Genomic DNA, 26,256 nt, shown 5'->3' on the forward strand with positions numbered 1-26,256 from the left:
AGACCGCCACCGGCACGTCAGAACGGCGGCGGGTCTGCGCCGAAGTCGGCGCGCGCGATCTCCGAGGACGCCTCGAACCGGACCACCGGGGTGGGTTTGTGCTTGTAGGCCTTGCCGGTGGGACTGATGACCTCCATCACGCCGCCCGGCCCGTGACGGAATCTCCACGCGGAGTTGTGTTTCAGGACGTGGTGGGCGCGGCACAGGTTGGCGAGGTTGCGGACGCTCGTGGGGCCGCCGTGGGAGTACGGGATGGTGTGGTCGTCCTCGCAGCGGATCGCGGGTTGCCGGCAGCCGGGGAAGCGGCAGTGCTCGTCCCGGGCGATCAGGAAGCGCCGCTGCGCTTTCGTGGGCGTGTAGGTGTCGACGGTCTTCAGGCACCCGGTGTCGGGATCCTGGAACAGGCGCGTCCATCTGGCGGCCTCGCCGGCCAGGCGGCGCGCGGCCTCCGCGGGGATCGGGCCGTATCCGGCGAGGAACGCGGACTCGTCCCCGACGCCGGTGAGGGTCTGCCACGGGACGGTGACCTGAACGGTGGCGGTGATCTTCGTGAGGGCGTCCCCGCCGTGCTGGTCGATCAGCTCGGCGGTGGGGAGGCCGGCGAGGGCGATCTCGGCGAACACGTCCGCCCGGATCTGATCCAACGTCCGCTCGTCGGTCTCATCCTTGGTGCGGTAGATCGTGCGCGCCATCTGAGTGGCCCGGTCGTGCATCGCGTACACCGTCACCGCCGGACCGATGTAGGTCAGCTCGCCCATCCCGTCCGGGAGCGGCGCCGCCCGCAGGGAGCGGTCGGCCATGGCCTCCTCGTGCCGCTCCTCCAGCGGCAGCGGCTCGATGTCATCGGCGAGCTTCCGCGCGACGGACCCGAGCTGCCCGGCGGTGAGCTTCTCCGCCCGTGGCAGGATGATCTGCTCGAACTCCGCCCGCGCGTCCTCATCCTCCAGACGACTGCCGGCGTCGACGATCGCCCGGACCTGGGCATCCGAGATGCGCCCTTCCTCGAACACCGCGAACGTCGCCGGGAACCCGTCAACCAGGTCGACGGACCATTCCATCCGCATCCGGATCGACCGGTCGGAGATCCGGGCGGCCACTCCGAACTCGGCAGCCATCGATCGGACCGGGTGCTCGAACTCCGATCCGATGCCGGCGCGGCGCATCTGCGCCTCCGCGATCGCCCGCGCTTCGGCGAGCCGCTTGGCCTGACGCGCCTGCGCCCTCGCGATGACCGCCTGGTCCTCCAGAAACCCCTCGACCAGCTCCGACATGCGCGCCAGCTCACCCAGGGTGGGAGTCCACCCGGTCGAGTGCGCCTGTGTCGTCATGCTCCGATTCTTCCAGGGGCCACCGACATTCAGCGGGCCGGAAAGGGCAGATCAGGTCAGTGAACCGAATCTGTGGAGAAGTCGTCGGTACGGCACCCTGTGGACGAGCGGCGCGCCGGCCGGCAGGGAGGGTTCGGACACGTTTCGACTCCGGCGCTGGCGCGCCTCCGCTCAACGACCGGAGGGTGGGCCGGCGCTGGCACGCCTCCGCTCAACGACCAAAGGGGTGGGCCGGCGCTGGCACGCCTCCGCTCAACGACCGAAGGGTCAGAACTGGACGCGGGGCGGCTCGGCGATTGCGGCGCCGTCGACCACCTCGAAGAACTCCCGCTCGTGGAAGCCGAGGTTGCGTGCGAACAGGTTGTTCGGGAAGACCTTGATCTTGGTGTTCAGCTCGCGCACGCCGCCGTTGTAGAACCGGCGCGACGCCTGGATCTTGTCCTCGGTGTCGACGAGGGCGTGCTGGAGCTGCAGGTAGTTCTGGCTGGCCTGGAGCTGCGGGTAGGCCTCCGCGACCGCGAACAGGCTCTTGAGCGCCTGCTGCAGGTGCCCCTCGGCGACGCCCGCCTCGGCGGGCCCCTGCGCAGAGAGGGTCTCGGCGCGTGCCCGGGTGACGTTCTCGAACACGGCCTTCTCGTGCGCCGCGTATCCCTTGACGGCCTCGATCAGGTTGGGGATCAGGTCCGCGCGGCGCTTGAGCTGCACCGTGATGTCGCTCCAGGCCTCGTCCACCCGCACGTTGAGCTGCACGAGCGAGTTGTACGTCGCCCACAGGTAGATGCCGGCGATGACGACGATCGCCAGCACGATGACGACAGGAATCAGCCATTCCATCGGGAACCCCCCTCGGTGATTGCCCCCATCCTAGACGCGGGTCCTCCCCGCACGATCGGCGGCCGCGGGACTCGCAGGGCCTCCCCATCGTCGCTCCGGGGACAGGTCCCCAGCGCGCTCGGAGCGCGAGCTTCCTAAAATGGGGCCGGATGTCGACCCGAAGACAGCTGCGTGAAGCCCGGACCACGCTCGCCGCGAAGCCGGTGTTCGTCGACACCTCGGGACGCCGCATGCGCCGCGCCCGCATCGCCGGAACCGCGGCCGTCGGCGCGTCGCTCGCGTATCTCGCGCTGGTCGGCGCGGTGCTGCTGAGCGGCCCCGATGTGATGGGACCGCTCATGCCCACGACGCCGGAGCCGGGCGCCGCGGCGGCGACCCCCGCGCCGCGACCGACCCCGGTTGCGACGCCGGCGCCCGCCGCGCGGCCCACGACGGCGCCCGCTCCCGAGACCGTCGAGGTTCCGACGCCCACCCCCACGCCTCAACCCGCCGTCACGACGCAGCCCGAGGCCGAGCCCGCCACGGCCGCCGTTCCGGCGCCGACCGCGGAGCCCGAGACCGCGACCGCGCCGGGCCGCAGCGGCGACGCCCCCGGCCGCGCCAAGAAGCCGACCGAGCCGCCGCGACCGTGACCGGCGGCATGCGACGGGCCCTGCGGCGACGTCCCGCGGAGCGCGCCCACTGGGTCGTCCTCGCGGCCGTACTGCTCGCCGTCCTGGTCGCCCTGCTGGTGCAGGGCTGCACCCATCGCCTCAGCACGATCGGCGACGCGGCGCCGCTCGCGACCGCGAGCGCCGAACGCGTTCCCTCCGAGGTGCTCCACGGCGGGCCGGTGATCGACACGAGGGGCGCGGATCCGCGCACGGCGTCACCCGCGCCGGGCACCGTGGCGCTCACGTTCGACGACGGGCCCGATCCGGAGTGGACGCCGCGCATCCTGGACGTCCTGCGCGAGCACGGCGCCACCGCGACATTCTTCGCGGTCGGCACCGCCGTGATCGACCACCCCGACCTCGCGCGGCGCATCGTCGCCGAAGGCCACGAGCTCGGCGTGCACACCCTCACGCACGTCGACCTCGCCACGGCCCCCGCGTGGCGTCGCGAGGTCGAGATCGACGCCGCGCAGCTCGCGATCATCGAGGCGACCGGGCGGTCCGCGTCGCTGCTGCGGCCGCCCTACACCTCGACGAACTCGGCGGTCGACGACGCGATGTGGTCGGCCATCCGGCACGCGGGCGACGAGGGCTACCTCACGGTGCTCGCGACGAAGGACGCCCGCGACTGGGAGACGCCGGACCCGGATGCGATCGAGCGCGCCATCGTGGACGGCGCCGCGTCGGGCCAGGTGGTGCTGCTGCACGACGGCGGCCGGAACCGCGCCGCGACCGTCGCGGCGCTCGACCGCGCGCTCGACCGGCTCGACGACGCCGGGCACCGGGCGACGACCGTGAGCGAGGCCGTGGGGCTGGAGCCCGTGATGACCGAGGCGGCACCCGGCGACCGCCTGGCCGCGTCCGCGGCGGTCTGGGGCATCCGGATCAGCGACGCCGTCGTCACCGTCATCACGTGGATGCTCGTGATCACGGGCGCCCTGACCGTCGCGCGGGCCGTGCTGGTCGTGGCCGCGGCGGCTCGGCATCGCCGTGCCGCGCGACGGCGACGGGAGGAGCCGGCGCGGCCCGTGGTGCTCGATCCGGTGACGGTCATCGTGCCGGCCTACAACGAGTCCGCCGGCATCGAGGCGGCCGTCCGCTCGATCGCCGCGTCGGAGCACGAGGTGGAGATCATCGTCGTCGACGACGGCTCGACGGACGGCACCGCCGACATGGTGGAGGCGCTCGCCCTGCCGCGGGTCCGCGTCATCCGGCAGCCCAACGGCGGCAAGCCCGCCGCGCTCAACACGGGCCTGCGCGCTGCGTCGCACGAGCTCATCGTGATGGTCGACGGCGACACCGTGTTCGAGCCGGGAACCGTGCGCGCGCTCATCCAGCCGTTCTCCGACAGCCGCGTCGGCGCGGTGTCGGGGAACACGAAGATCGTGAACCGCGGCGGCGTGCTCGGAGCCTGGCAGCACATCGAGTACGTCGTGGGGTTCAACCTCGACCGGCGCCTGTTCGACGTCGCGGAGTGCATGCCGACCGTGCCGGGCGCGATCGGCGCGTTCCGGCGCGAGGTCCTGCGGCGGCTCGGGGGCGTAGGCGACGACACGCTCGCGGAGGACACGGACCTCACGATGGCCGTGTGCCGGGACGGCTGGCGCGTCGTGTACCAGGACGACGCCGTCGCGTGGACGGAGGCACCCGCCTCGATCGGCGCGCTGTGGCGGCAGCGATACCGCTGGTGCTACGGCACGATGCAGGCGATGTGGAAGCACCGCGCGGCGCTCGTGCAGGGCGGCGCGGCGGGCAAGCTGGGGCGTCGCGGCATCGTCTACCTGCTGCTGTTCCAGGTGCTGCTGCCGATGCTCGCGCCCGTGGTCGACGTGTTCGCGGTGTACGGCCTGCTGTTCCTCGACCCGCTGCGCGTGCTCGCGGTGTGGGTCGGATTCCTCGCGCTGCAGACGATCATGGAGCAGGTCGTGTACCGGCAGCTCATGTACCTGGTCGTGTTCCAGTCGGCGTTCACGGCCGTGGCGGGCGTGCGCCTGCGGTTGCAGCGCATGGAGCGCTATGGAACGCTGCGCGCGCCCGCGGAGCCGGTCGCCTGAACGGCACATTCAGTTACCTCACGTAACAGTGAAGTAAGGAGCGGTATGGTTCCCACCATCCTCGACCACCTGCTCCATGTCAGCGAGCTGTTCCAGCGCGACATGACGCGCGCCTTCGCCGGCACCTCGCTCTCCCCCGCGCGCGTGCGCGTCCTGTGGGTGCTGCAGCACCAGGGACCCTCGACGCAGCGCGCGCTCGCCGAGGCTCTCGAGGTGAGCGCCCGCAACGTGTCCGGGCTCGTCGACGCGCTCGAGGCCGACGGCTACGTGCGACGGACGCCGCACCCGCAGGACCGGCGGGCGACCGTCGTGGAGCTCACGGAGGCCGCGGCGCGGCAGATGGCCGAGATGCAGCGCGACCACGCTGCGCTCTCCGCCACGCTGCTCGAGGCGGTCGCCCCAGAGGACCGGCCCGCGGTCGAGCGCGGCGTCCCCGCGATCGCGGCGCGGCTCGCCGAGCTCGTCGAGCGGGCGGAGCACGAGCGATGACCGCCACCGCGACGACCGCCCGTCCCACGCTGGGCGCCCGGGCGCGCTCCTGGGCCCTCAGGGCGCTGCGCGCCGAGCTCGCGATCTATGCGAGCATCGCCCGCGCGTCGTGCGCCGCCCCGCGCTGCCCGCGGGCACGGCGGGGTTCTCGTACCACCGCCCCGTGCTCACCATCCTGTGGATCTTCATCGTGCTGTCGGCGATCGAGATCCCGATCCTGGACCTGATCGTGCACCGGTGGCCCGTCGTGCGCATCGCGGTCCTCATCCTCGGGATCTGGGGGCTCACGTGGATGATCGGGCTGCTGTGCGCCATGCTGATGCGCCCGCACACGGTCGGCCACGAGGGCATCCGCGCCCGCAGCGGGCTCGAGATCGACGTGCCGCTCGCGTGGGACGACATCGCCTCGGTGGAGATCGCCCGACGCGCCGACGAGGAGAAGGCGCCGCGGATCGCCGACGAGCACGGCCGCGCGACCCTCGCGTTGCGGATGGCGAACGAGACCAACATCCTGATCGCGCTCGAGCGGCCGACCGTCGTGCGGCTGCCGGGCCTCGCGCCGAAGGGCGGCGACCACCTCGTGGAGCGGGTGCGGCTCTGGGCGGACGACCCGAAGGCGCTCTGCTGCGCGCGGTCGCGCAGCACATCTGAGCCGACGCGCGCGTGCCCCCGCTGGGATTCGAACCCAGACTGCGGCGAGTTTAAGTCGCCTGCCTCTGCCGGTTGGGCTACGGGGGCGGTCGCTCCACGTTACCCGCCGCGCGTGGCATAGCCTGGTGCCGCTGTCGACGAAGACGCAGGAGGTCCCGTGCCGCACACCCCCGGCCACAAGCCCGTGCTCAGCAACATCGAGATCGCCCAGGCCGCTCGCCTGCGCCCCATCGGCGAGATCGCCGCGGCGGCCGGCATCCCCGACGAGGCGCTCGAACCGTACGGCCGCGCGAAGGCCAAGGTCGCGCTCTCGTGGCTGCACGGCCTCACGGATCGCCCGCGCGGGCGACTGGTGCTCGTCACGGCCGTCTCCCCCACCCCGGCCGGCGAGGGCAAGACGACGACCACGGTGGGGCTCGGCGACGCGCTGACCCGGATCAGCGAGCGCGCCATGATCTGCCTGCGCGAGCCCGCCCTGGGCCCGGTGTTCGGCATGAAGGGCGGCGCCGCCGGCGGAGGCCGCGCTCAGGTCGTGCCGATGGAGGACATCAACCTGCACTTCACGGGCGACTTCGGCGCCATCGCCGTCGCGACCAACCTGCTCGCCGCGATGATCGACAACCACGTGCACCACGGCAACGCGCTGGGCATCGACGTGCGGCGCATCACGTGGCGCCGCGTCCTGGACATGAACGACCGCGCGCTGCGCGATACCGTGATCGGCCTCGGCGGCACGGGCAACGGGCACCCGCGCGAGAGCGGGTTCGACATCGTGGTGGCCAGCGAGGTGATGGCGATCTTCTGCCTCGCGACGAGCCTCGCGGACCTCAAGCGGCGCCTCGGCCGCATCGTCGTGGCCCGCACCCGCTCCGGCGCGCCCGTCACCGCCGCCGACCTCGGAGCGCACGGCGCGATGACCGCCGTGCTGCGCGACGCGCTCGCCCCGAACCTCGTGCAGACGCTCGAGCACACGCCCGCATTCGTGCACGGCGGCCCGTTCGCCAACATCGCGCACGGCTGCAGCTCGCTGATCGCGACCGAGGCCGCCCTGCGACTGGCGGACTACGTGGTGACCGAGGCGGGCTTCGGCGCCGACCTCGGGGCCGAGAAGTTCGCCGACATCGTCGGCCGCCGCGGCGTGCAGGCGGACTGCGCGGTGATCGTCGCCACGGTCCGCGCCCTCAAGTACCACGGCGGGGTGGACGTGCCGCAGCTGCCGGTCGAGGACGTCGCCGCGCTCGAGCGAGGGCTGGCGAACCTCGACCGGCACGTGCGCAACGTCCGGGAGGTGTACGGCCTGCCGTGCGTCGTGGCGATCAACCGCCGCGCGGACGACACCGACGCCGAGATCGCGGCGCTGATCGCGGGTGCCGAGCGGATGGGCGTGCGCGCCGTGGCCGCGACCCACTTCGCCGACGGCGGCGCAGGAGCCGAGGACCTGGCGCGCGAGGTCGTGCGGCTGTGCGACGAGGGCGGGGCCGCCCCGACCTTCACCTACCCCGACGAGGCGCCCCTGTGGGACAAGATGCGCGCGATCGCCCAGCGCGTGTACGGCGCCGCCGACGTGACCGGCTCGGCATCCGTGCTGCGCGCGGTCGAGACGCTCGAGGCGGAGGGCTACGGGGGCCTCCCCGTGTGCGTCGCCAAGACGCAGTACTCCTTCTCGACCGACGCGAAGCTGCGCGGCGCGCCGTCCGGTCACGTCGTCGACGTGCGCGAGGTGCGGCTGGCGGCGGGCGCGGAGTTCGTCGTGATGATCTGCGGCGACATCATGACCATGCCCGGCCTGCCCGCCGACCCCGCGGCGGCGCACATCGACGTGACGGACGACGGCCGGATCACCGGCCTGTTCTGATCCTCCCGCCCCGGGAGCGCCCGGAGAGACGGCGAGAGCCGCCGGCCCTCGCGAAGGAGGAGCGGCGGCTCTCGGGCGTCGGCCTCAGCGGGCGCCGGCCTCGACGGGCTCGGGCGCCTTCTCCGGCGCCGGCTCGACGGGAGCCTCGACCGGGGGCTTCGGACGCGACGCGAACGTCTCGAAGAAGACGCGCGGCGACTGCGTGGCGCTCAGCTGCACCATGTCGCGGCCGAGCCAGAGGTTGTGCCACCAGCCCCACAGCACGCGCCACTTGCGCTCCCACGTGGGCATCGCCAGGCCGTGGTAGCCGCGGTGCGCGACCCAGGCCAGGAAGCCCTTCAGCGCGAACTTGCCGGACTGGAAGACGCCGTTGTAGAGGCCCAGGCCCGCGACGGCGCCGAGGTTCTTGTGGAAGTAGTCGACGGGCTCGTCGCCGCGGAGGACGGCGACCAGGTTCTTGGCGAGGCGCTTGGCCTGGCGCACGGCGTGCTGCGCATTGGGCACGCACGTGCCGTCGGGCAGGCCGCCGGTCTTGTCCGGGACGGCCGCGATGTCGCCGGCGGCCCAGGCGCCCTCGACCACGGTCTCGCCGTCGACCACGCGCAGGTCGGCCTGCGTCGTGATGCGGCCGCGGGGCTCGGTCGGCAGGTCGCTGCCGCGCACGACGGCCGGGTTGGCCATGACGCCCGCGGTCCAGACGATCAGGCCGCTCGGGAACGACTGGCCGGTCGAGGTCTCGACCACGCCGTCCACCGCGCTGGTGACCTGCGTCTCCAGGTGCACGTTGGCGCCGCGCTGCGCGAGGTCCTTCAGAACCCACTCGCTCGTGGGCAGCGAGACCTCGGGCATGATGCGGCCCATCGCCTCGATGAGGTGGAACTGGGTCTCCTCGAACGAGATCTCGGGGTACTTGCCCACGAGCGACGACGCGAGCGAGCGCAGCTCGGCGAACGTCTCGATGCCCGCGAAGCCGCCGCCGACGATCACGACGGTGAGCAGGCGCCGGCGCAGCGGGTCACCGGCGGGCAGGGCCGCGGCCTTCTCGAAGTTGGAGATGAGGGTGTCGCGGACGAAGACGGCCTCCTCGACCGACTTCAGGCCCACGGCGTTCTCGGCGATGCCCGGGATCGGGAACGTGCGCGAGACGGATCCGGCGGTCACGACGATCTGGTCGTACGCCATCTCGTAGGGCTCGCCGCCCTCGGGCGTGATCGTGGCCGTCTTGTTGGCGTGGTCGATGCCCGTGACCTTGGCCGTGATGACCTTGGTGGTCTTGAGGTGACGACGGTGCGAGACGACCGTGTGGCGCGGCTCGATCGAGCCGGCCGCGACCTCGGGCAGGAAGGGCAGGTACGTCATGTACGGAAGCGGGTCGACCATGACGACCTCCGCCTCGTCACGACGCAGGTGCTTCTCCAGCTTCCACGCGGTGTAGAACCCCGCGTAGCCGCCACCGACGATGAGGATCTTGGGCACGAGTGAAGAACTCCTTGAGTCAGGGATTGCCCGGCGACCGCCGCACACGGGCCGATCGGACGCGTCGCACTGCCGCGATGACGCCCAGCACCACGAGGATACCAGCGCCGCTGAGGGCCACGAGCGGCAGGGTGCCGTAGCGCAGGCCGTCGGCCGTGGGCAGGTAGGCCGAGCCGGCCTCCGCGGGCGGGTCGGCGGGCGGCAGCGGCGGGATCTCGACCGGGGCCGCGGACTGCGTCGGCTGCGGGGCGGCGTCCTGGCGGCGGTGCAGCGCGATCCAGCGCTCGAGGTCGCCCATGGGGTTCTTCGTGACGGGGGCGACGGCCGCGTTGACCGCCGCGTTCGCGTCGACGAGGCCGTAGCCGTAGAACGCGTCGGGGACCTTGGCGACGCCCGGCGGCTTGCGCGCGGTCTGCACGATCCGGTTGATCACGTCGTTCGCGCTCAGCTCGGGATGCGCCGAACGCACCAGGGCCGCGATGCCGGCGACGATCGGCGCCGCGCCGCTCGTGCCGTCCCACTCGACGATCTCGCCGTCCGCCGACACCCCGAGCAGCTTCTCGCTGGGCGCCGAGACGCCGATCGTGATGCCCTGCGTCGAGGCCTCGACGCTCGCCTTGCCCTGCGGATCCACGCCGGCGACCGTCAGGACGCCCGGGATGGTGGCAGGCGCTCCGACGGAGTTCGTGCCTGCGCCGCGGTTGCCCGCGGCGACCACGATCACGACGTCGTTCTCCATCGCGTACAGGAACGCGTCGTCCCACGACTCGTCCCAGCTCTGCTTGTTGGTCGTGAACGAGAGGTTGATGACATCCGCGCCGTTGTCGACGGACCAGTGGATGGCCTCCGCGACCTGCTGCGCGAACGGCACGGCCGCCGATGAGCCGAATCCGAGCGAGACCGAGAGCAGGTTCGCCTGCGGGGCCACGCCGATCATCGCCCGCGGGTCGCCGCCGCTGCGGGCGGCCGCGAGCGAGGCCACCCAGCTGCCGTGGTTGCGGTTGACGACGTCGACCGGCGTGCGCCCGTCGGGGGCGCCGGCGCCCGACACGTCCGTGCCGCCCACGACGGCGCCCTCGAACTGCGCCGGCCCGGCGACCACGCCCGTGTCGATGATCGCGATCGTCACGCCCGCGCCGCGCGTGGTCTCCCACGCGTCGGTGATGCCGTACTCCTCGAGCCAGTACTGGCGCTCGCGCGGCGTCGGCTCCGCGGTCGCCGCGGGGTTCGGCGTGCCCTCGGGCGTCGGCGGCGGCGTCGGGGCGGCACCGGTCAGCACGACCACGAGGACCGCGGTCGCGAGGATCCGGCGCAGACGCGTCATCCGGCCTTCCCGGGCTCCGCGCACTCGCAGCGGTCGGGCGACCACGCGGAGCGCTCGAGCGCGGCGTCGCCGATCGGGTTCACACCGGGGCCCGCCGCGAGGGCGTGGCCCGCGAGGGCGTGCAGGCACTTGACGCGCGTCGGCATCCCGCCGGCGGAGATCCCGTCGATCTCGGGCACGTCGCCGAACGCGGCGCGGTCGGCGAGGTACGCCTCGTGCGCGCGCGTATACTGCGCGGCCAGCTCGGCGTCCTCGGCGAGGCGCGCGGCGAGCTCGGGCATCAGCTGGCCGGCCTCGAGCCGCGACATCTCGGCCGTGGCGGCCGGGTGCGTCAGGTAGTAGAAGGTCGGGAACGGCGTGCCGTCGGGCAGTCGCGGCGAGGTCGCGACCACCGCGGGGTTGCCGCACACGCAGCGCGCGGCGATGCCGACGACCCCGCGGGCCTCGCGCCCGAGCTGCGCCGAGACCACCTCGAGGTCGACCGGGCGCACGGGATCGAAGGGAGGAGTCGTCACCCCTCCAGGCTACCGGCGGCGCACCGGGAGCCCCGGCCAGGGCGGCCGCTTGCCAGCATTCCGTGAGGTCGCGTCAGGGCGCGGGCGTCTCGGTCGGCTCCGGCTCGTCCGGCACGCCGATCGTGATCTCCATGGCGGTCTCGGCCGTGCCGGCGCCCACGATCGAACGCAGCAGGCCGCCCATCCAGTCCGCGGCCCGCTCCTCCACGTCGGCGCTGACCGGCTCCGGGTCGCGCGGCACCTCGGCCTCGTCGAGGTCGTCCACGATCAGGAAGGAGACCTCCCCCGGCTTGACGTAGTAGAGCCGCTCGCGTGCCTGGGCGGTGATGAACGCCGGGTCGTTCCAGCGATCCCGCTCCCGCTCGAGCTCGGCGATCTCCTCGCGCGTGACCTGGACCGACTCCTGGAGCGCGGCGATCTTCTGCCGCTGCTCCACGTACGTCGACACGGTCGGGGCCAGGACGAGCACGGCCAGCACCACGAGGCCCAGCATGATCGCGGCGAAGCCCGAGAACCGGATGCCCCCGAGCCACTCGCGGGCATCCGCACGCGCGGCGGGCGCGGCCGCACCGCGCGCGCCCCGGGACGCGGAAGGGGGAGCCGTCTTCCTGCTCACGGCTCCCCCTCCGGTAGATCTGTGCGACTGGTTACGCGGTGAAGCGCGGGTACGCGCCGCGACCTGCGAAGGTCGCACCGGCGCCCAGCTCCTCCTCGATGCGCAGAAGCTGATTGTACTTCGCGACCCGGTCGCTGCGAGCGGGCGCGCCCGACTTGATCTGACCCGCGTTCACGGCGACCGCAAGGTCGGCGATCGTGGTGTCTTCGGTCTCGCCCGAGCGGTGCGACATCATGACCGTGTAGCCCGAGTTCTGCGCCAGCGTGACGGCGTCGAGCGTCTCGGTGAGCGAGCCGATCTGGTTGACCTTGCAGAGCAGCGAGTTGGCGACGCCCTTCTGGATGCCCTCGGCCAGGCGCTGCGGGTTGGTGACGAACAGGTCGTCGCCCACGAGCTGGACCTTGGAGCCGATGCGCTCGGTCAGGGCCTTCCAGCCCTCCCAGTCATCCTCGGCCAGCGCGTCCTCGATCGTGACGAGCGGGTAGTTGGCGAGCAGCTCCTCGTAGTACGCGGTCATCTGCTCGGCCGACCACTCGTTGCCCTCGAAGCGGTACACGCCGTTCTCGAAGAACTCGGTCGACGCGACGTCGAGGCCGACGGCGATGTCCCTGCCGGGCGTGAAGCCGGCCTTCTCGATCGCGGCCATCAGGAAGTCGAGCGCGCCGCGGTTGCTGGGCAGGTCGGGCGCGAAGCCGCCCTCGTCGCCGAGGCCCGTGGCGTAGCCGCCGGCCTGCAGCTCCTTCTTGAGGACGTGGTAGGTCTCGGTGCCCCAGCGCAGCGACTCGCTGAACGTCTCGGCGCCGAGCGGCACGAGGAAGAACTCCTGCATGTCGACGCCGGTGTCGGCGTGGGCGCCGCCGTTGATGACGTTGAGCGCGGGGACGGGCAGGACGTGGGCGTTCGGGCCGCCGATGTAGCGGAACAGGGGCAGGTCGGCGCTGTCGGCGGCGGCCTTCGCGACCGCGAGGCTGACGCCGAGGATGGCGTTGGCGCCCGTGCGCTGCTTGTTGGGGGTGCCGTCGGCCTCGATCAGCGCGGCGTCGATCACGCGCTGATCGCTGGCGTCGAGGCCCTCGATGGCCGGGCCGAGCTCGTCGATCACGGCGTCGACGGCCTTCAGCACGCCCTTGCCGCCGTAGCGGCCCTTGTCGCCGTCGCGGAGCTCGTACGCCTCGAAGGCGCCGGTCGAGGCGCCCGAGGGGACGGCCGCGCGCTGCACGATGCCGTCGTCGAGCAGCACCTCCACCTCGACGGTCGGGTTTCCGCGCGAATCCAGAATCTCGCGCGCGCCTACAGCTTCGATCAGTGCCACGGAACGACTCCCTCTGAGTGGACGGGTTCGGGGCCGCAGAGCCCCGCGGTCAGTCTATGGCCCCGCCGTGACGCCCTCATGCCGTGTGACGGCGCCCGCCCCTGCGGCCGGGCCGTCAGCCCGCGAGCACCGCAATCGCGACGCCGTCCCAGCCCTTGATCCCCACGGTCTGCAGCGCGGTGGCGTCGAAGCGCGGATCGGATCCCAGCATCGCAAGCGCCGCGCGTGTCCCCTGCACCATCGGGTCCTCGGAGTCGTCGCGCACGATCTCGCCCTCGCGGCCGATGTTGTCGACCACGACCACGGCGCCGGGCCGCCCGAGCCGCGCCGCCCAGTCGAGGTACGCGGTGTTCGACTCCTTGTCTGCGTCGATGAACACGAGATCGAAGGGCTCGCCGTCGCCCTCGAGCGTCGGCAGCACGTCGAGCGCTCCGCCGACGCGCACGTCCACGCGGTCCGCGACGCCGGCCCTGGCGAGATTCGACCGGGCCACCTCGGCGTGCGCGGGCTCGGCCTCGATCGTGACGACCTGTCCGCCGTCCGGGAGCGCCCGCGCGAGCCAGATCGTGGAGTAGCCGCCCAGCGTGCCGATCTCGAGCACGCGCCGCGCCCCGGAGATGCGCACGAGCAGGTGGAGCAGCTTGCCGGAGACCGGCGCGACCTCGATGCCCGGCATCCCGGCGGCCTGCTGGGCCGCGATCGCGGCGTCGAGCGCAGGGTCGGGTCCGATCAGGACGTCGGCAAGCCAGCGGTCGGCGGCGGTCCAGTTCTCGAGCGTGGGTTCGGCCATGCCGCCATCCCAGTGCCGCGCGCGGCGCGCGTCAAGCCGGTGCCGCGATCCCGCCCGTCAGCGCAGCTTCTCGCCGGCCGCCCAGACCGACTCGGGGCGCAGCTCGACGTCGAGCAGCACGGCGTCGGCCGCGTAGCCCGGCTCGAGCGTGCCGAGCTCGTCGTCGAGGCCGAGCGTGCGGGCGGGGACGATCGTGAGCGCCCCGACGGCGTCCGGCAGCGGGATCCCCGCCTCGACCGCGCGGCGCAGCGCCTCGTCGAGCAGCAGAGTCGAGCCGGCGATCGCGTCGCCGTCCTTCAGCCGCGCGACGCCGTGGCGCACCACGACCGCGAGCGACCCGAGGATGTAGTCGCCGTCGGCCGCGCCGGCCGCCGCCATGGCGTCGGTGATGAGCGCGATACGGCCCGGCGCCGACGAGAACGCCATCGACACCACCTCGGGATGCACGTGCACGCCGTCGTTGATGACCTCGAGCGTGACGTGATCCGAGCTGATCGCGGCGATCACGGGGCCGGGGGCCCGGTGGTGGATGCCCCGCATGCCGTTGAATGCATGGGTCAGGATGGACGCGCCGCGGTCGAAAGCGGTGCGCGCGGTCTCGAGGTCCGCACCCGTGTGTCCCACGGCCGCGCGCACGCCCTGGGCCGTGAGGCGCTCGATCGCCTCGAGCGCGCCGGGGTGCTCCGGCGCGATGGTCAGCTGGCGCAGCGTGCCGTCGGCGGCCTCGAGGACGGCCTCGATCGCCTCGGCGTCGGCGCGGATCAGCAGGCGCGGGTCGTGCGCGCCGCGGAACTCGTCGTCGATGAACGGCCCCTCTGCGTGCGAGCCGAGCACGAGCGGGTCGTTCTTCGCGACGCGCGCGATGGCCTCGAGGCGCGACGTGAGGTCCGGCAGCGCGGCGGTCACGAGCGAGAGCACGCTGCGCGTGGTGCCGTGCCGCCGGTGCACCGCCAGCGCGGCCTCGATCGCGTGGTCCTCGGCGATGTCGAACGCGAAGCCGCCCGCGCCGTGGCAGTGCAGGTCGATGAACCCGGGCGTCAGGATGCGGCCCGATGCGTCCACGACCTCATCGGCGGGCTGCGCGCGCCAGCCGTCCCCGGTCCCGGTGGCGGCGACGCGGTCGTCCTCGAAGCGCACCCAGGCATCGGCGGTCTCGCCGCGGTGCGTGACCAGGCGCGCGGAGTGGATGACGGTGGCGGCGGGGGCGTTCATCGCGCGATCCTCACGACGTCCGAGCTTAGTGGAGGACCGGTCTAGACCGCTTCCCCGCCGGGACACGTCGCTCGCCTACAATCCGGCCCATGAGCTCCTCCTCCCCCGCCCTCGCCCGCCGTCTCGGGTTGGGCGACGCGGTCGCGATCGGACTCGGCGCGATGGTCGGCGCCGGCGTGTTCTCCGCCTTCGCTCCCGCGGCCGCCGCGGCGGGCTCGTGGCTGCTCGCGGGGCTGGCGATCGCCGCCGTGGTGGCGTACTGCAACGCGACCGCGTCGGCCCAGCTGGCGGCGGTTCACACCACGTCGGGCGGCACCTACGCCTACGGTCGCGCCGAGCTCGGCGCGTGGTGGGGCTACGCGGCGGGCTGGTGCTTCGTGATCGGGAAGCTCGCGAGCTGCGCCGCGATGGCCATGACATTCGCGGCCTACGCGGCCCCGGCCGGCTGGGAGCGCCCCGTCGCGATCGCGGCCGTGGTGGCGCTCACGGGCGTCAATCTGCTGGGCGTCACGCGCACGGCGCTCGCGGCGAAGATCATCGTGACCGTCGCGCTGCTGGCGCTCGCGGTGGCGGTCGCGGCCGGCTTCGCGGCGCCGGCCGCGGCGGACGGCGCGTTCAGCGGCGACCTGTCGACCGGCGTGGGAGGCCTGCTCCAGTCCGCCGGCCTGCTGTTCTTCGCGTTCGCGGGGTACGCGCGCATCGCCACGATGGGCGAGGAGGTGCGGGATCCGGCGCGCATCATCCCGCGCGCGATCACGATCGCGTTCCTCATCGCCCTCGCGGTGTACGCGCTGGTGGGCGCATCGCTGCTCGCGGCCCTGGGCTCTGCGGGCACCGCCGCGTCGGCCGCGCCGCTGTCGGACGCGGCCGCGGCGGCCGGATGGGGCTGGGCGGAGCCGGTCGTGCGGATCGGCGCGTGCGCGGCGTCGCTCGGCGCGCTGCTCGCGCTCATCGCCGGCATCGGCCGCACGGGGCTCGCGATGGCGAGGGAGCACGACCTGCCGTCGTGGCTCTCGGCGATCCACCCGCGGTTCCACGTTCCGCACCGCATGGAGATCGCGGTCGGCGCGATCGTCGTGGCCGTCGTCGCGGTCGCAGACCTCCGCGGGGCGATCGGGTTCTCGTCCTTCGGCGTGCTGCTGTACTACCTGATCGCGAACCTGTCCGCGTACCGCCAGCGCGCCGCCGTGCGCCGGTACCCGCGCTGGATGCAGGTGCTCGGCGCGATCGGATGCGTCGTGCTGGCCTTCACGCTGCCGTGGCAGAGCGTCGCCGCGGGGGCCGCGGTGGTCGCGATCGGCCTCGCTCTCCGCGCGATCCGGCTGATGCGCGAGCGCTCCCGCGCCGACGCGGATCACGGCGAGTGACAGGCTGGAGCCCATGAGCGAGCGATACACCGAGGCCTACGCGGCGACCCACGGGCGCTTCACCGTCATCCCCGCTGCCTACGTGTTCCTCCGCCGCGGCGACGAGGTCCTGCTGCAGCTGCGGGCGGGCACCGGCTACTACGACGCGCACTGGGCCGCCGGCGCGGCCGGTCACGTGGAGCGCGGCGAGTCCCTGCTCGGGGCCGCGGTGCGCGAGGCCGCGGAGGAGCTCGGCGTCGGCGTCGCGCCCGGCGACCTCGAGTTCCTCACGCTCGAGCACCGCACGGGAGACGGCGCGGCGATCGACGAGCGGATCGACGTGTTCTTCGCGTGCGGCACGTGGACGGGCGAGCCCGCGCTGCAGGAGGACAAGGCGTCCGACCTGCGCTGGTTCCCGCTCGACGCGCTGCCGGACCCCGTCGTGCCGCACGAGCGCATCGTGCTGGACGCCTGGCGCGAGCGCGCGCTGCGGCCCATCATGCCGCTCGGCTTCTGAGCCGGATCAGCCCAGGGGCCTGAGCTCCAGCGACTCGCGCGTCGCGCCCGCGGCCACGCTCGCGTAGGCCGTGTAGCCGTCGGCCGTCGCGCGGTCGAGCAGCCCCTTGAGGTTGCGGGTGCGCTGCTCGAGGCGCACGCGCGAGCCCTCGGCCACGAGCGCGGCCTTCAGCGCGAGCAGCTCGGCCACCGGCACGTCCTTGTCGTGCACCAGCACGACCGCCTCGGCGGTCTCCGCCCCGGCCGTCTCGACGAGGTCCACGATGCGCTCGAACCCGATCGAGAACCCGACCGCCGGCACGTCCTGACCCAGGAAGCGTCCGATCATGCCGTCGTAGCGTCCGCCGCCGCCCAGCGAGTACGACACCGAGGGGTGTGCGAGCTCGAAGATCGTGCCCGTGTAGTAGCCCATGCCGCGCACGAGGAACGGGTCGAACTGCAGCGGGATCTCGCCGCCGCCGCGCGCCGCCGCGACGGCCTCTCCCACGCCGACGAGGTGGTCGACGATCTCGTCCGGGATGCCGCCGGGCAGCTTCGCGACGATCTGGTCCCGGCCGAACCGGGCCGGCGCCTCGGCGGCCGAGAGCCCGTTCAGGAACCCCTCGAAGGCGTCCACGGCCCCGGCCGTCGCGCCGCGCTCGCGCAGCTCGGCCGCGACGCCGCCGGGACCGATCTTGTCGAGCTTGTCGATCGTGATGAGCACGCCGGGGCGCTCCTCGGGCCCGAAGCCGAACGCCTCGAGCATCGCGTCGAGCGCGCGGCGGTCGTTGATCCGCACGGTCGCGCCCTCGAGCGAGAGCGCGGCGAGCGTGTCGAGCGACGCGACGATCAGCTCGGCCTCGGCGCGCGCGGACGCGTCGCCGATGATGTCGATGTCGCACTGCATGAACTGCCGGTAGCGCCCCTTCTGGGGACGCTCCGCGCGCCACACGGGCGCGATCTGGATGGACCGGAACACGGTGGGCAGCTCGCCGCGGTTCGTGGCGTAGAACCGGGCGAGGGGCACCGTGAGGTCGTAGCGCAGGCCCAGGTCGGTCAGCTTCGCGGGGTCGTCCGCGGCGTGCCGGATCGCGTCGGCGTCGAGACCGCGACGCAGGATGTTGAACGCGAGCTTCTCGTTGTCGCCGCCGATGCCGGCGTGCAGGCGCGCGTACTCCTCCATGACGGGCGTCTCGATCTCGTCGAACCCGTGGGCGCGGTAGCGCTCGCGGATCACGGCGAGCACGCGCTCGCGTCGGGCCTTGTCAGCGGGGAGGAAGTCGCGCATGCCGCGCGGGGCGTTCACAGCAGCCATAGGGAAGCAATTCTCTCAGGATTCCCGCTCGCGGATCTCCGCCTCCAGCGCGCGGAGGCGCTCGCGGAGGGCGCGCTCGGCGTCCCAGCCGTTCGCGCGGGCAGCGGCCGCCAGCGTGAGAAGCAGGTCGCCCAGCTCCTCCTCGCTCTCCGGCACCGCGCCGACCTCGGCCGCGTCGTGCACGGCCACGGCGATCTCGTCGCCCGCGCCGACCTGGGCGGCCTTGCCGACCAGCTTCTGCGCGAGGGCCAGCGAGGGCATCGAGCGGGCGACGCCGTCCAGCACGCTGAGGCGCTGCCGCTTCTCGGCGGCCTTTGCCGCGTTCCACAGCTCGAGAACGCGCTCGGGCGTCTCGGCCGTCTCCCCCGCGAACACGTGGGGGTGCCGCCGCACCATCTTCTCGACGAGCGTCGCCGCCACGTCGTCGATGTCGAACGGCTCGGCCGCGTCGCGCGAGGCGATCTCGGCGTGGAACAGCACCTGCCACAGCAGGTCGCCGAGTTCCTCGCGCAGATCGCCGCGGCCACCGGCCTCGATCGCGTCGATCAGCTCGTGGCTCTCCTCGATCAGATACGGGACGAGGGCGCGGTGGTCGATGCCCTGCGTCCAGACGCAGCGATCGCGCACCGTGCGCATCGTCTCGACCGCCTGCCGCAGCGCGTCCGCCGTCATCCCCTCACCTTCCGCTCGGCCGCCCACGAGGCGCCCGTCACGATGATGCCGCGTTCAGGCGGTGATGGCGCGCGCGCAGCGACACGATGACGCCCGACAGCACGAGCGCGATGAGGGAGCCGCCGAGCACGCCGAGGATGGCCTGATCCCGGATGGCGTCGGACTCGGCGTACGCGAGGTTCGCCAGCAGCAGCGACACCGTGAAGCCGATCCCGCCCAGCGTGCCGGCCGCGACGAGGTCGGGCAGCGCGATGGTCGGCGCCGTGCCGCGCGGGCGCATCCGCATGGCGAGCCAGCCGAACAGCGTGATGCCGAGGATCTTGCCGACCGGCAGGGCGACCAGGATGCCCCACAGGGCCGGGGACAGCTCCGACGGCCTCACCTGCGGGATGACGACCAGCGCCGCCACGAAGGCGAACAGGGGCAGGATCGCGCCGTTGATCCACGGCTCGAGGACGTGCCGCGCACGCATGCCGGGGCTCTGCTGGACCGCGAGCCCCAGCAGGACGCCCGCGATCGTGGCGTGCACGCCCGACAGCAGCACGAAGACCCACGCGGCCACCGCGACGACGATCATGGCCGCGACGATCGCGACGCGCGCGCCACGGCTGCCGGCGTCCAGGCGGCTCAGCACCGCGAACACCACGACCAGCACGATCCCGATCGCGAGCAGGCCGAGATCCATGTCGTGCGCGAACAGCACCGCGATGAAGACGATTCCGACGATGTCGTCGATGATCGCGAGCGCGAGCAGGAAGATCCGCACGGGCGACGGCAGGCCCTTGCCGAACACGGCCAGCACGCCGAGGGCGAACGCGATGTCGGTCGCGGTGGGCACGGGCCATCCGTCGCGGGTCGCCGGGTCTCCTCCCGCGAACAGCAGGAAGACCGCGATCGGCACGATCACGCCGCCCGCCGCCGCGATCGCGGGCTGCAGCGCCTTGCGCACGCTCGACAGCTCACCCGTCGTCAGCTCGTACTGCAGCTCGACCGCGACCCCGAAGAAGAAGATCGCGAGGAGGCCGTCCGACACCCAGTGCGCGAGCGACAGGTCGAGCGGCGTGCCCGGGATCGCCAGGTGCGCGTGGCTCAGGTCCAGCACGGCCGGGCCGAACGGCAGGTTCGCGAACAGCAGGCCGAGGGCCGCGGCGGCCAGCAGCAGGACGGCGGGGAATCGCTCGGAGCGGAGCAGCTTCATGTGTGCCTTTCGTCGCCCGTCATCCGCTGACGGATCATGCGGGCGGGATCGCCGGTTCAGAGGACGGACGCTCGTCCGCCGCCGACCAGACTTCCCGGCACACCGCGATCCAGCCTACCGGGCGTCGTCGGGGCGCGCGGCGAGCACGTCGTGCTGCTCCGGATGGCGCTCGAGCCAGCCCTGCACGAAGGTGCAGACCGGCACGATCTTCACGCCGCGCTCGCGCGCGTCCGCGAACGCGTGGGTCGCCAGGCGTCCGCCGATCCCGTGGCCCGAGTACTCCTCCCAAACGACCGTGTGCAGCAGCGTGCGCGTTCCCTCGCCGTCCTCGTAGACGAGGACGCCGGCGAGCGCGCCGTGCGGGTTCTGCGCGTCGCTGAAGTGGGCCTCGTAGCGGGTGTGCTCCGGGTTGTCGGACACGACGATGTCGGGCTCGGACTGCGACTCGGTCATGACGCCCATCCAACCGGTGGGCCGGTGCGGGCTCAACCCCCGGTCACGATCCCGTGGCCGCGTCCTCCTTCTTCGCCGCGGGGAAGATCGCGTCCAGCAGCTGGGCGACCCACGCCAGCAGGTCGGCGTCGCCCAGCGGCTCGCCGCCCGCGGTCGGCATCGGCACGACCATGGCCTCGCCGCCCGCCAGCAGTTTGGCGCCCGGGTACAGGCGCTGCAGCCGCACGCGCATCGAGTCGGGGAGCTGCGCGGGCGCGATCCGCAGGTTGCGGCCCATCGCGACGACGTCCGTCAGCCCGGCCTGCGCGGCGCGGCGGCGCAGGCGCGCGACCGCGATCAGCCCGTCGACCTCGGGCGGCGGCGCGCCGTAGCGGTCGGCGAGCTCCTCGATCACGAGGTCGATCGCGTCGTCCTTGGCGGTCGCCGTGGCCGCGGCCGAGAGCTTCTGATAGGCCTCGAGGCGCAGGCGCTCGGCGTCGATGTACGACTCGGGCAGGCGCGCCTCGACCGGCAGCTCGAGCCGCAGCTCGACCGGGCCCTCGGTCTCCTCGCCGCGGAACGTCGCGACGGCCTCGCCGATCATCCGGAGGTACAGGTCGAACCCGACGCCCGCGATGTGACCGGCCTGCTCGGCGCCCAGCAGGTTGCCCGCGCCGCGCAGCTCGAGGTCCTTCATCGCGACCTGGATGCCCGACCCGAGGTCGTTGTGGACCGCGATCGTCTGCAGCCGGTCCGCGGCGGTCTCGCTCAGCGGCTTGCTCTCGTCGTACACGAAGTACGCGTAGGCGCGCTCGCGCCCGCGGCCCACGCGGCCGCGGAGCTGGTGCAGCTGCGCGAGGCCGTACTTGTCGGCGCGGTCGATGATGATCGTGTTCGCGTTCGCGATGTCGATGCCGGTCTCGATGATGGTCGTGCAGACCAGCACGTCGAACTTGCGCTCCCAGAAGTCGTCGACGACCTGCTCGAGCTGGTGCTCGCCCATCTTGCCGTGCGCGACGGCGATGCGGGCGTCCGGCACCAGCTCGGCGAGGTGAGCGGCGACCGAGTTGATCGACGTGACGCGGTTGTGCACGTAGAACACCTGGCCCTCGCGCAGCAGCTCGCGCCGGATGGCGGCCGCGATCTGCTTGTCGTTGCGCGGACCCACGTACGACAGGATCGGATGCCGGTCCTCGGGCGGGGTCGCGAGCGTCGACATCTCGCGGATGCCGGTGACGGCCATCTCGAGCGTGCGCGGGATCGGCGTCGCCGACATCGCGAGGATGTCGACGTTCGTCTTGAGCTTCTTGAGCTGGTCCTTGTGCTCGACGCCGAAGCGCTGCTCCTCGTCGATGATCATGAGGCCGAGGTCCTTGAACGCCACCTGCTCCGTGAGGATCCGGTGCGTGCCGATCACCATGTCGACCGTGCCGTCGGCGAGGCCCTGCACGACCTGGCGCGCCTCCTTGTCGGTCTGGAAGCGGGAGAGGGCCTTGACCGTCACGGGGAACCCTGCGAAGCGCTCGGTGAACGTCTCGAGGTGCTGCTTGACCAGCAGGGTGGTCGGCACGAGCATCGCGACCTGCTTGCCGTCCTGGATCGCCTTGAACGCGGCGCGCACGGCGACCTCGGTCTTGCCGAAGCCGACGTCGCCCGACAGCAGCCGGTCCATCGGGACGGGCCGCTCCATGTCGCGCTTGATCTCGTCGATCGTCTGCAGCTGATCCGGCGTCTCGGCGAACGGGAACGCCTCCTCCAGTTCGCGCTGCCACGGCGTGTCCGGGCCGAACGCGTGCCCCTTGGCCGCCATGCGCGCCGAGTAGAGCTTGACGAGCTCGACCGCGATGTCGCGGACCGCCCGGCGCGCGCGCCCCTTGGCCTGGGCCCAGTCGCTGCCGCCCATCTTCGACAGGGTCGGCGCCTCGCCGCCCACGTACTTCGAGAGCAGGTCGAGCTGGTCGGTCGGCACGAACAGCTTGTCGCCGGGATATCCGCGCTTGGACGGCGCGTACTCCAGCACCAGGTAGTCGCGCGTCGATTTGGTCGCGTTGCGGCCGCCGCTGGAGACGACGCGCTGCGTCATCTCGACGAACCGGCCGATGCCGTGCGTGGCGTGGACGACGTAGTCGCCCGTCTTGAGCTGCAGCGGATCGACGACGTTGCGCCGCCGCGAAGCCAGCTTCTTGACGACGCGGGCGTCGCCGCCGATCGTGCGGCCGTAGAACTCGCTCTCGGTGAGCACCGCGAGCCGCGCCTCGTCCGACTCGAAGCCGCGCTCGATGCCTGCGACCGCGAGCGTCGCGACGCCGGGCTCCGGCGCGTCCGCGAGGCTCTCGACCAGGCGGGCGGCGAGGCCGCGGTCGGCGAGCACGTCCCGCGCGCGCTCCACGAGACCCACGCCGTTCGCGGCGATCACGACGCGCCAGCCCTCCGCGAGGCGGCGGGCGACGTGGTCGACCGCGCCGTCGATGCTGCCCTGGAACGACGGGACGGCCGCGCCGCGGATCCGGATGGCGGTGCCCGCATCCGGGGCGATCGTCACGCCGTCGTCCGCGAGCGCGTCCAGCTCGGCCGCGGTGTCGGCCGCGCCGGAGTCGAACGGGCTGAGGGTCCACCAGACGCCGCCGCGCTCGCGGACGTCGTCGTGGAGGCGGGAGATCGTGAGGAAGTCGCCCGAGTCGAGGTTGATCGGGGCGCGGGCGCCGCTCGTGGCCGCGCTCCACGCCGCCTCCAGGAACTCGCGGTTCGTCTCGCCGAGCGTGAGCGCGCGCGAGACCGCGCGCTCGGGGTCGACGAGCGCGACCGCGGCGCCCTCGGGAAGATACGAGGCCAGCGAGACGAGCTCGTCCGTGACGACCGGCGTGAGGGACTCCATGCCCTCCACCGGGATGCCCTCGGACATCTTCTCGAGCATCTGCGCGATGCCGGGGAACTCGTGCTGGAGCTGCCGCGCACGGGCGCGCACATCCGCCGTCAGCAGCAGCTCGCGGCTCGGCACGAGGTCGACCTCCGGCACCTCGCCCGGCAGCGAGCGCTGGTCGGCGACCGAGAAGGCGCGGATCTGATCGACCTCGTCGCCGAAGAGCTCGATGCGGTAGGGGTGGTCGGCCACGGGCGGGAACACGTCGAGGATGCCGCCGCGCACCGCGAACTCGCCGCGGCGCGACACCATGTCGACGCGCGCGTACGCGAGCTCGACCAGGCGCCGCACGATGTCGTCGAGGTCGTGGCCGCGTGCGCCGGCGGCGAGCCGGATGGGCTCGGCCTCGCCCAGGCCCGGCGCGAGCGGCTGGATGGCGGAGCGGATCGACGAGGTCACCACGAGCGGGCGCGCGCGATCCCATGTCGCGAGCCGGCGGAGCGTCGCGAGGCGCCGGCCGACGGTCTCGGGGCTCGGGCTGAGCCGCTCGTGCGGCAGGGTCTCCCAGGCGGGGAAGTCGAGCACCTCGGCGTCGGGCATGACCGCCGCGAGCGCCCCGGCGAGCGCCTCCGCGCGGCGGCCCGTCGGCGCGATCGCGAGCAGCGCGGCGGGATGCCCGGCCGCCACGCGGCGCTCGAGCAGCGCGGCGAGCGCCGGGGCGTCGATGCCGTCGACCATCGAGAGGTCGGCGTCCACGGCCGATGCGGTGAGAGCGTCCCGGAACGATTCGGCGGTCTCGAGGGCGCGCACGATCCCCTGAACAGTCACCACAAGAGTCTATGCGGCGCCCCGGACACCGCGGCCGGGGCGGCTCCCTAGGATGACAGCGTGAGCGCACCCCAGCCGCCGATCCCCCAGCCGCCCGTCCCCGGCGGGCACGCGGCGCCCGGCGCGCCCACCGCGCCGTACCTTCCGCCGCAGGATGCGCGCTGTGCGGCCGCGCTGCAGGCGCCACGGCGCGCGGCATCGCCGCTGCTCGGGCGTATCGCGCTCGTGCTGGCGATCGGCGCGACGGTGGGGGCGAGCATCCTGCTGGCCGTCGCCCTGGCGGCGATCGGCGCGGGCATCGGACCGCGACTGCAGGCCCTGTCGCCGAGCGCTGGGCTCGAGATCCTCTCCCCCGTGCGCGAATGGGTGCTCCTGGCAGAGGTCGCCGCGTGGGGCGGGACCGCGCTCGGCGTGTGGGCCCTCGTACAGGGCATCGTCGCGGTCGTCCGCGACCGCGGTCGCCGCTCCGGCATCGCCGCGATCGCGACCGCGGCCCTCGGCCCGGTCGTCGCCGCGGGCGCCGCGTTCGGAGGCGCCGTCGCAGGCATCGCGGGCTCCGGCGGCGTCTGACCGGAGGCTACGGCTTCGGGGCGTGGAAGCGCTGCTGCGCGTCGACCAGCCCGACCTCGACGAGGTGCTCGACCGCGTCCGCGGCGTCGGAGATCAGGATGGGCAGGGTCTGCCGCTCGGTCGCGCCGAACGGGTCCAGCACCCAGTCGGCCGGATCCTGACGGCCCGGCGGGCGCCCGATGCCGACGCGCACGCGGGCGAAGTCCGGCGTGCCGAGCGCCTTGGCGACGTCCCGCACGCCGTTGTGACCGCCGTGGCCGCCGCCCGACTTGAGGCGCAGGGTGTCGAACGGGATGTCCAGCTCGTCGTGCACCACGATCACGCGTCCGGCGTCGACGCCGTAGAAGCGCGCGAGGTTCGCGACGGGGCCGCCCGAGACGTTCATGAAGGAGTTGGGCTTGGCGAGCACGAGCTTGGCGGCGCCCGGGCGCAGCCACGTCTCGGCCACGCGCGCGTTGGCCTTGTGCTGCTTGAACGGCGCGCTGCGACGGCCCGCGAGCTCGTCGATCACCATCTGCCCGACGTTGTGACGGGTCGTCTCGTAGCGGGGTCCCGGGTTGCCGAGCCCCACGATCAGCCACGTGTCGGCCATGACTCCTCCTAGTCCTCGATCCTGCCGCAAGAGTCCGCCGCGGACGAGCCGCCGCAGACGGAGAGAGGGGGCGCGATCGCTCGCGCCCCCTCTCTTCGAAGATGTGCCGGTGTTACTCGGCGGCCTCCTCCGAGGCGGCCTCGTCCGCGGCCGGAGCCTCGGCCTCGGCCTCGGCGTCGCTCGTGGTGTCGAGCTGCGGGGTCGAGATGGCGACGACGAGCGTCTCGGGGTCGGCGACCAGGGTCGCGCCCTCGGGGAGCTTCACCTCGGCGGCCGTGATGTGGGTGCCGTCCTCCCGGCCCTCGACGTCGACCTCGAGGTGCTCCGGGATGTGGGTCGCCTCGACCTCGATCGACAGCGTCATGGCGTCGAGGTTGGCGATCGTGCCGGCGAAGGGCTCGCCCGTCACCACGACGGGGACGTCGACCGTGACCTTCTCGCCCTTGCGCAGGACGACGAGGTCCACGTGCTCGATGACCTGGCGCACCGGGTCGCGCTGCACGTCCTTGACCAGGGCGAGCTGCTTGGTGCCCTCGATGTCGAGCTCGACGATCGCGTTGGCGTGACGCACGAGCAGGAGCGTCTCGTGACCCGGCAGGGCCAGGTGCACGGGCTCGGTGCCGTGGCCGTACAGGACGGCGGGGATCTTGTGCGCGGCGCGCAGGCGGCGGGCGAAGCCCTTGCCGAACTGGGTGCGCACCTCGGTGGTGAGCGTGGTCTGCTCCGACATGATGTGTCTCCTCGTGGCCGCGCCATCCGTTCGATGTCGCGGGGGTCTGTGGCTGCTCGACTCGAACGCAACGCGTGAGGAGAGCCCCGAGGCTCACCCGCGTCGATAA

24 protein-coding genes and 1 tRNA gene are annotated in these 26,256 nt (G+C 73.0%); 7 read left to right on the forward strand and 18 right to left on the reverse strand.

The genetic code is table 11. The features are described from left to right. Window positions 1-17 precede the first annotated feature (17 nt). Together B5M43_RS02230 and B5M43_RS02235 are read right to left on the reverse strand one after the other, a co-directional pair. A complete protein-coding gene (locus B5M43_RS02230) occupies window positions 18-1,328 on the reverse strand; it encodes an HNH endonuclease signature motif containing protein (RefSeq protein WP_230667530.1) in 1,311 nt (436 codons plus the stop codon). 267 nt (window positions 1,329-1,595) lie between these two features. Then, on the reverse strand, window positions 1,596-2,162 hold the full coding sequence (locus B5M43_RS02235; RefSeq protein ID WP_055989900.1) for a LemA family protein: 567 nt from the start codon (window positions 2,160-2,162) through the stop codon (window positions 1,596-1,598). 149 nt (window positions 2,163-2,311) lie between these two features. Here B5M43_RS02235 and B5M43_RS02240 point away from each other — a divergent pair, with 149 nt between their 5' ends. The 3 genes from B5M43_RS02240 to B5M43_RS02250 are packed head-to-tail and all read left to right on the forward strand — an operon-like array spanning window position 2,312 to window position 5,358. Then, window positions 2,312-2,794 carry a hypothetical protein gene (locus B5M43_RS02240; protein WP_134745642.1) on the forward strand — a complete coding sequence of 161 codons (483 nt, stop codon included), beginning with the start codon at window positions 2,312-2,314 and terminating at the stop codon, window positions 2,792-2,794. A gap of 8 nt (window positions 2,795-2,802) precedes the next feature. Then, window positions 2,803-4,869 carry a bifunctional polysaccharide deacetylase/glycosyltransferase family 2 protein gene (locus B5M43_RS02245; protein WP_134745641.1) on the forward strand — a complete coding sequence of 689 codons (2,067 nt, stop codon included), beginning with the start codon at window positions 2,803-2,805 and terminating at the stop codon, window positions 4,867-4,869. Between the two features lie 45 nt (window positions 4,870-4,914). Next, window positions 4,915-5,358, forward strand: coding sequence for a MarR family winged helix-turn-helix transcriptional regulator (locus B5M43_RS02250; RefSeq protein WP_134745640.1), 444 nt, complete (start codon window positions 4,915-4,917; stop codon window positions 5,356-5,358). Between the two features lie 85 nt (window positions 5,359-5,443). Here the strand turns inward: B5M43_RS02250 and B5M43_RS02255 are convergent, their stop codons facing one another. Further along, window positions 5,444-5,935, reverse strand: coding sequence for a hypothetical protein (locus B5M43_RS02255; protein WP_167626769.1), 492 nt, complete (start codon window positions 5,933-5,935; stop codon window positions 5,444-5,446). Window positions 5,936-6,022: 87 nt separating this feature from the next. After that, a tRNA-Leu gene (locus B5M43_RS02260) sits at window positions 6,023-6,096 on the reverse strand. Window positions 6,097-6,166: 70 nt separating this feature from the next. Here B5M43_RS02260 and B5M43_RS02265 point away from each other — a divergent pair. Continuing rightward, a complete protein-coding gene (locus tag B5M43_RS02265; protein WP_374198145.1) occupies window positions 6,167-7,864 on the forward strand; it encodes a formate--tetrahydrofolate ligase in 1,698 nt (565 codons plus the stop codon). Between the two features lie 84 nt (window positions 7,865-7,948). Here the strand turns inward: B5M43_RS02265 and B5M43_RS02270 are convergent, their stop codons facing one another. From B5M43_RS02270 to nagA, 7 genes are all read right to left on the reverse strand, one after another. Continuing rightward, window positions 7,949-9,340 carry an NAD(P)/FAD-dependent oxidoreductase gene (locus B5M43_RS02270; RefSeq protein WP_055989913.1) on the reverse strand — a complete coding sequence of 464 codons (1,392 nt, stop codon included), beginning with the start codon at window positions 9,338-9,340 and terminating at the stop codon, window positions 7,949-7,951. A gap of 19 nt (window positions 9,341-9,359) precedes the next feature. Beyond that, window positions 9,360-10,664: a S8 family serine peptidase gene (locus tag B5M43_RS02275; RefSeq protein ID WP_134745639.1), complete on the reverse strand. Its 1,305-nt coding sequence runs from the start codon at window positions 10,662-10,664 to the stop codon at window positions 9,360-9,362. After that, on the reverse strand, window positions 10,661-11,179 hold the full coding sequence (locus B5M43_RS02280; protein WP_134745638.1) for a DUF501 domain-containing protein: 519 nt from the start codon (window positions 11,177-11,179) through the stop codon (window positions 10,661-10,663). The genes B5M43_RS02275 and B5M43_RS02280 overlap by 4 nt, the downstream gene beginning before the upstream one ends. Window positions 11,180-11,252: 73 nt before the next feature. Next, on the reverse strand, window positions 11,253-11,795 hold the full coding sequence (locus B5M43_RS02285) for a septum formation initiator family protein (protein ID WP_055989922.1): 543 nt from the start codon (window positions 11,793-11,795) through the stop codon (window positions 11,253-11,255). Window positions 11,796-11,826: 31 nt separating this feature from the next. Then, a complete protein-coding gene (gene eno, locus B5M43_RS02290) occupies window positions 11,827-13,107 on the reverse strand; it encodes a phosphopyruvate hydratase (protein WP_134745637.1) in 1,281 nt (426 codons plus the stop codon). Between the two features lie 115 nt (window positions 13,108-13,222). Continuing rightward, the gene (locus B5M43_RS02295; protein ID WP_055989928.1) at window positions 13,223-13,897 is read right to left on the reverse strand and encodes an O-methyltransferase; all 675 of its coding nucleotides are present in this window, start codon (window positions 13,895-13,897) and stop codon (window positions 13,223-13,225) included. A gap of 57 nt (window positions 13,898-13,954) precedes the next feature. After that, complete coding sequence (gene nagA / locus B5M43_RS02300; RefSeq protein ID WP_134745636.1) at window positions 13,955-15,109, reverse strand: N-acetylglucosamine-6-phosphate deacetylase; 1,155 nt, start codon at window positions 15,107-15,109, stop codon at window positions 13,955-13,957. Window positions 15,110-15,198: 89 nt separating this feature from the next. Here nagA and B5M43_RS02305 point away from each other — a divergent pair, with 89 nt between their 5' ends. Then, entirely contained in the window at window positions 15,199-16,476 is a 1,278-nt protein-coding gene (locus B5M43_RS02305; RefSeq protein ID WP_134745635.1) for an APC family permease, read from the forward strand. A gap of 13 nt (window positions 16,477-16,489) precedes the next feature. Beyond that, complete coding sequence (locus B5M43_RS02310) at window positions 16,490-16,972, forward strand: NUDIX domain-containing protein (RefSeq protein WP_134745634.1); 483 nt, start codon at window positions 16,490-16,492, stop codon at window positions 16,970-16,972. A gap of 6 nt (window positions 16,973-16,978) precedes the next feature. Here B5M43_RS02310 and hisS read toward each other — a convergent pair whose 3' ends face one another. The 5 genes from hisS to mfd all read right to left on the reverse strand — a co-directional run bounded on the left by hisS (window position 16,979) and on the right by mfd (window position 24,255). Beyond that, on the reverse strand, window positions 16,979-18,265 hold the full coding sequence (hisS, locus tag B5M43_RS02315; protein ID WP_134745633.1) for a histidine--tRNA ligase: 1,287 nt from the start codon (window positions 18,263-18,265) through the stop codon (window positions 16,979-16,981). Between the two features lie 15 nt (window positions 18,266-18,280). After that, a complete protein-coding gene (locus B5M43_RS02320; protein WP_055989940.1) occupies window positions 18,281-18,937 on the reverse strand; it encodes a MazG family protein in 657 nt (218 codons plus the stop codon). A gap of 37 nt (window positions 18,938-18,974) precedes the next feature. After that, window positions 18,975-20,135, reverse strand: coding sequence for a Na+/H+ antiporter NhaA (gene nhaA, locus B5M43_RS02325; protein WP_134745632.1), 1,161 nt, complete (start codon window positions 20,133-20,135; stop codon window positions 18,975-18,977). 114 nt (window positions 20,136-20,249) lie between these two features. Then, window positions 20,250-20,588 (reverse strand): GNAT family N-acetyltransferase, encoded by a 339-nt coding sequence (locus B5M43_RS02330; RefSeq protein ID WP_167626768.1) that lies wholly within the window; start codon window positions 20,586-20,588, stop codon window positions 20,250-20,252. 43 nt (window positions 20,589-20,631) lie between these two features. Continuing rightward, the gene (mfd, locus tag B5M43_RS02335) at window positions 20,632-24,255 is read right to left on the reverse strand and encodes a transcription-repair coupling factor (RefSeq protein ID WP_167626767.1); all 3,624 of its coding nucleotides are present in this window, start codon (window positions 24,253-24,255) and stop codon (window positions 20,632-20,634) included. 60 nt (window positions 24,256-24,315) lie between these two features. Here mfd and B5M43_RS02340 point away from each other — a divergent pair, with 60 nt between their 5' ends. Next, entirely contained in the window at window positions 24,316-24,825 is a 510-nt protein-coding gene (locus B5M43_RS02340; RefSeq protein ID WP_055989952.1) for a hypothetical protein, read from the forward strand. Between the two features lie 7 nt (window positions 24,826-24,832). Here B5M43_RS02340 and pth read toward each other — a convergent pair whose 3' ends face one another. Continuing rightward, entirely contained in the window at window positions 24,833-25,417 is a 585-nt protein-coding gene (gene pth, locus B5M43_RS02345) for an aminoacyl-tRNA hydrolase (RefSeq protein WP_055989955.1), read from the reverse strand. 112 nt (window positions 25,418-25,529) lie between these two features. Continuing rightward, a complete protein-coding gene (locus B5M43_RS02350; protein WP_134745630.1) occupies window positions 25,530-26,147 on the reverse strand; it encodes a 50S ribosomal protein L25/general stress protein Ctc in 618 nt (205 codons plus the stop codon). Window positions 26,148-26,256: the final 109 nt, after the last annotated feature.

This window comes from Microbacterium sp. MEC084, assembly GCF_004514465.2.
Taxonomy (GTDB): domain Bacteria; phylum Actinomycetota; class Actinomycetes; order Actinomycetales; family Microbacteriaceae; genus Microbacterium.

Bases quoted from the DNA above. Each gene is read 5' to 3' on its own strand.
- B5M43_RS02310 (WP_134745634.1), top strand. From the start codon at position 16,490: ATGAGCGAGCGATACACCGAGGCCTACGCGGCGACCCACGGGCGCTTC.
- nagA (WP_134745636.1), bottom strand. From the start codon at position 15,109: ATGAACGCCCCCGCCGCCACCGTCATCCACTCCGCGCGCCTGGTCACG.
- B5M43_RS02235 (WP_055989900.1), bottom strand. From the start codon at position 2,162: ATGGAATGGCTGATTCCTGTCGTCATCGTGCTGGCGATCGTCGTCATC.
- B5M43_RS02350 (WP_134745630.1), bottom strand. From the start codon at position 26,147: ATGTCGGAGCAGACCACGCTCACCACCGAGGTGCGCACCCAGTTCGGC.
- B5M43_RS02245 (WP_134745641.1), top strand. From the start codon at position 2,803: ATGCGACGGGCCCTGCGGCGACGTCCCGCGGAGCGCGCCCACTGGGTC.
- B5M43_RS02275 (WP_134745639.1), bottom strand. From the start codon at position 10,664: ATGACGCGTCTGCGCCGGATCCTCGCGACCGCGGTCCTCGTGGTCGTG.
- pth (WP_055989955.1), bottom strand. From the start codon at position 25,417: ATGGCCGACACGTGGCTGATCGTGGGGCTCGGCAACCCGGGACCCCGC.
- B5M43_RS02250 (WP_134745640.1), top strand. From the start codon at position 4,915: ATGGTTCCCACCATCCTCGACCACCTGCTCCATGTCAGCGAGCTGTTC.
- hisS (WP_134745633.1), bottom strand. From the start codon at position 18,265: ATGGCTGCTGTGAACGCCCCGCGCGGCATGCGCGACTTCCTCCCCGCT.
- B5M43_RS02295 (WP_055989928.1), bottom strand. From the start codon at position 13,897: ATGGCCGAACCCACGCTCGAGAACTGGACCGCCGCCGACCGCTGGCTT.
- B5M43_RS02330 (WP_167626768.1), bottom strand. From the start codon at position 20,588: ATGACCGAGTCGCAGTCCGAGCCCGACATCGTCGTGTCCGACAACCCG.
- B5M43_RS02240 (WP_134745642.1), top strand. From the start codon at position 2,312: ATGTCGACCCGAAGACAGCTGCGTGAAGCCCGGACCACGCTCGCCGCG.
- nhaA (WP_134745632.1), bottom strand. From the start codon at position 20,135: ATGAAGCTGCTCCGCTCCGAGCGATTCCCCGCCGTCCTGCTGCTGGCC.
- B5M43_RS02320 (WP_055989940.1), bottom strand. From the start codon at position 18,937: ATGACGGCGGACGCGCTGCGGCAGGCGGTCGAGACGATGCGCACGGTG.
- B5M43_RS02230 (WP_230667530.1), bottom strand. From the start codon at position 1,328: ATGACGACACAGGCGCACTCGACCGGGTGGACTCCCACCCTGGGTGAG.
- B5M43_RS02305 (WP_134745635.1), top strand. From the start codon at position 15,199: ATGAGCTCCTCCTCCCCCGCCCTCGCCCGCCGTCTCGGGTTGGGCGAC.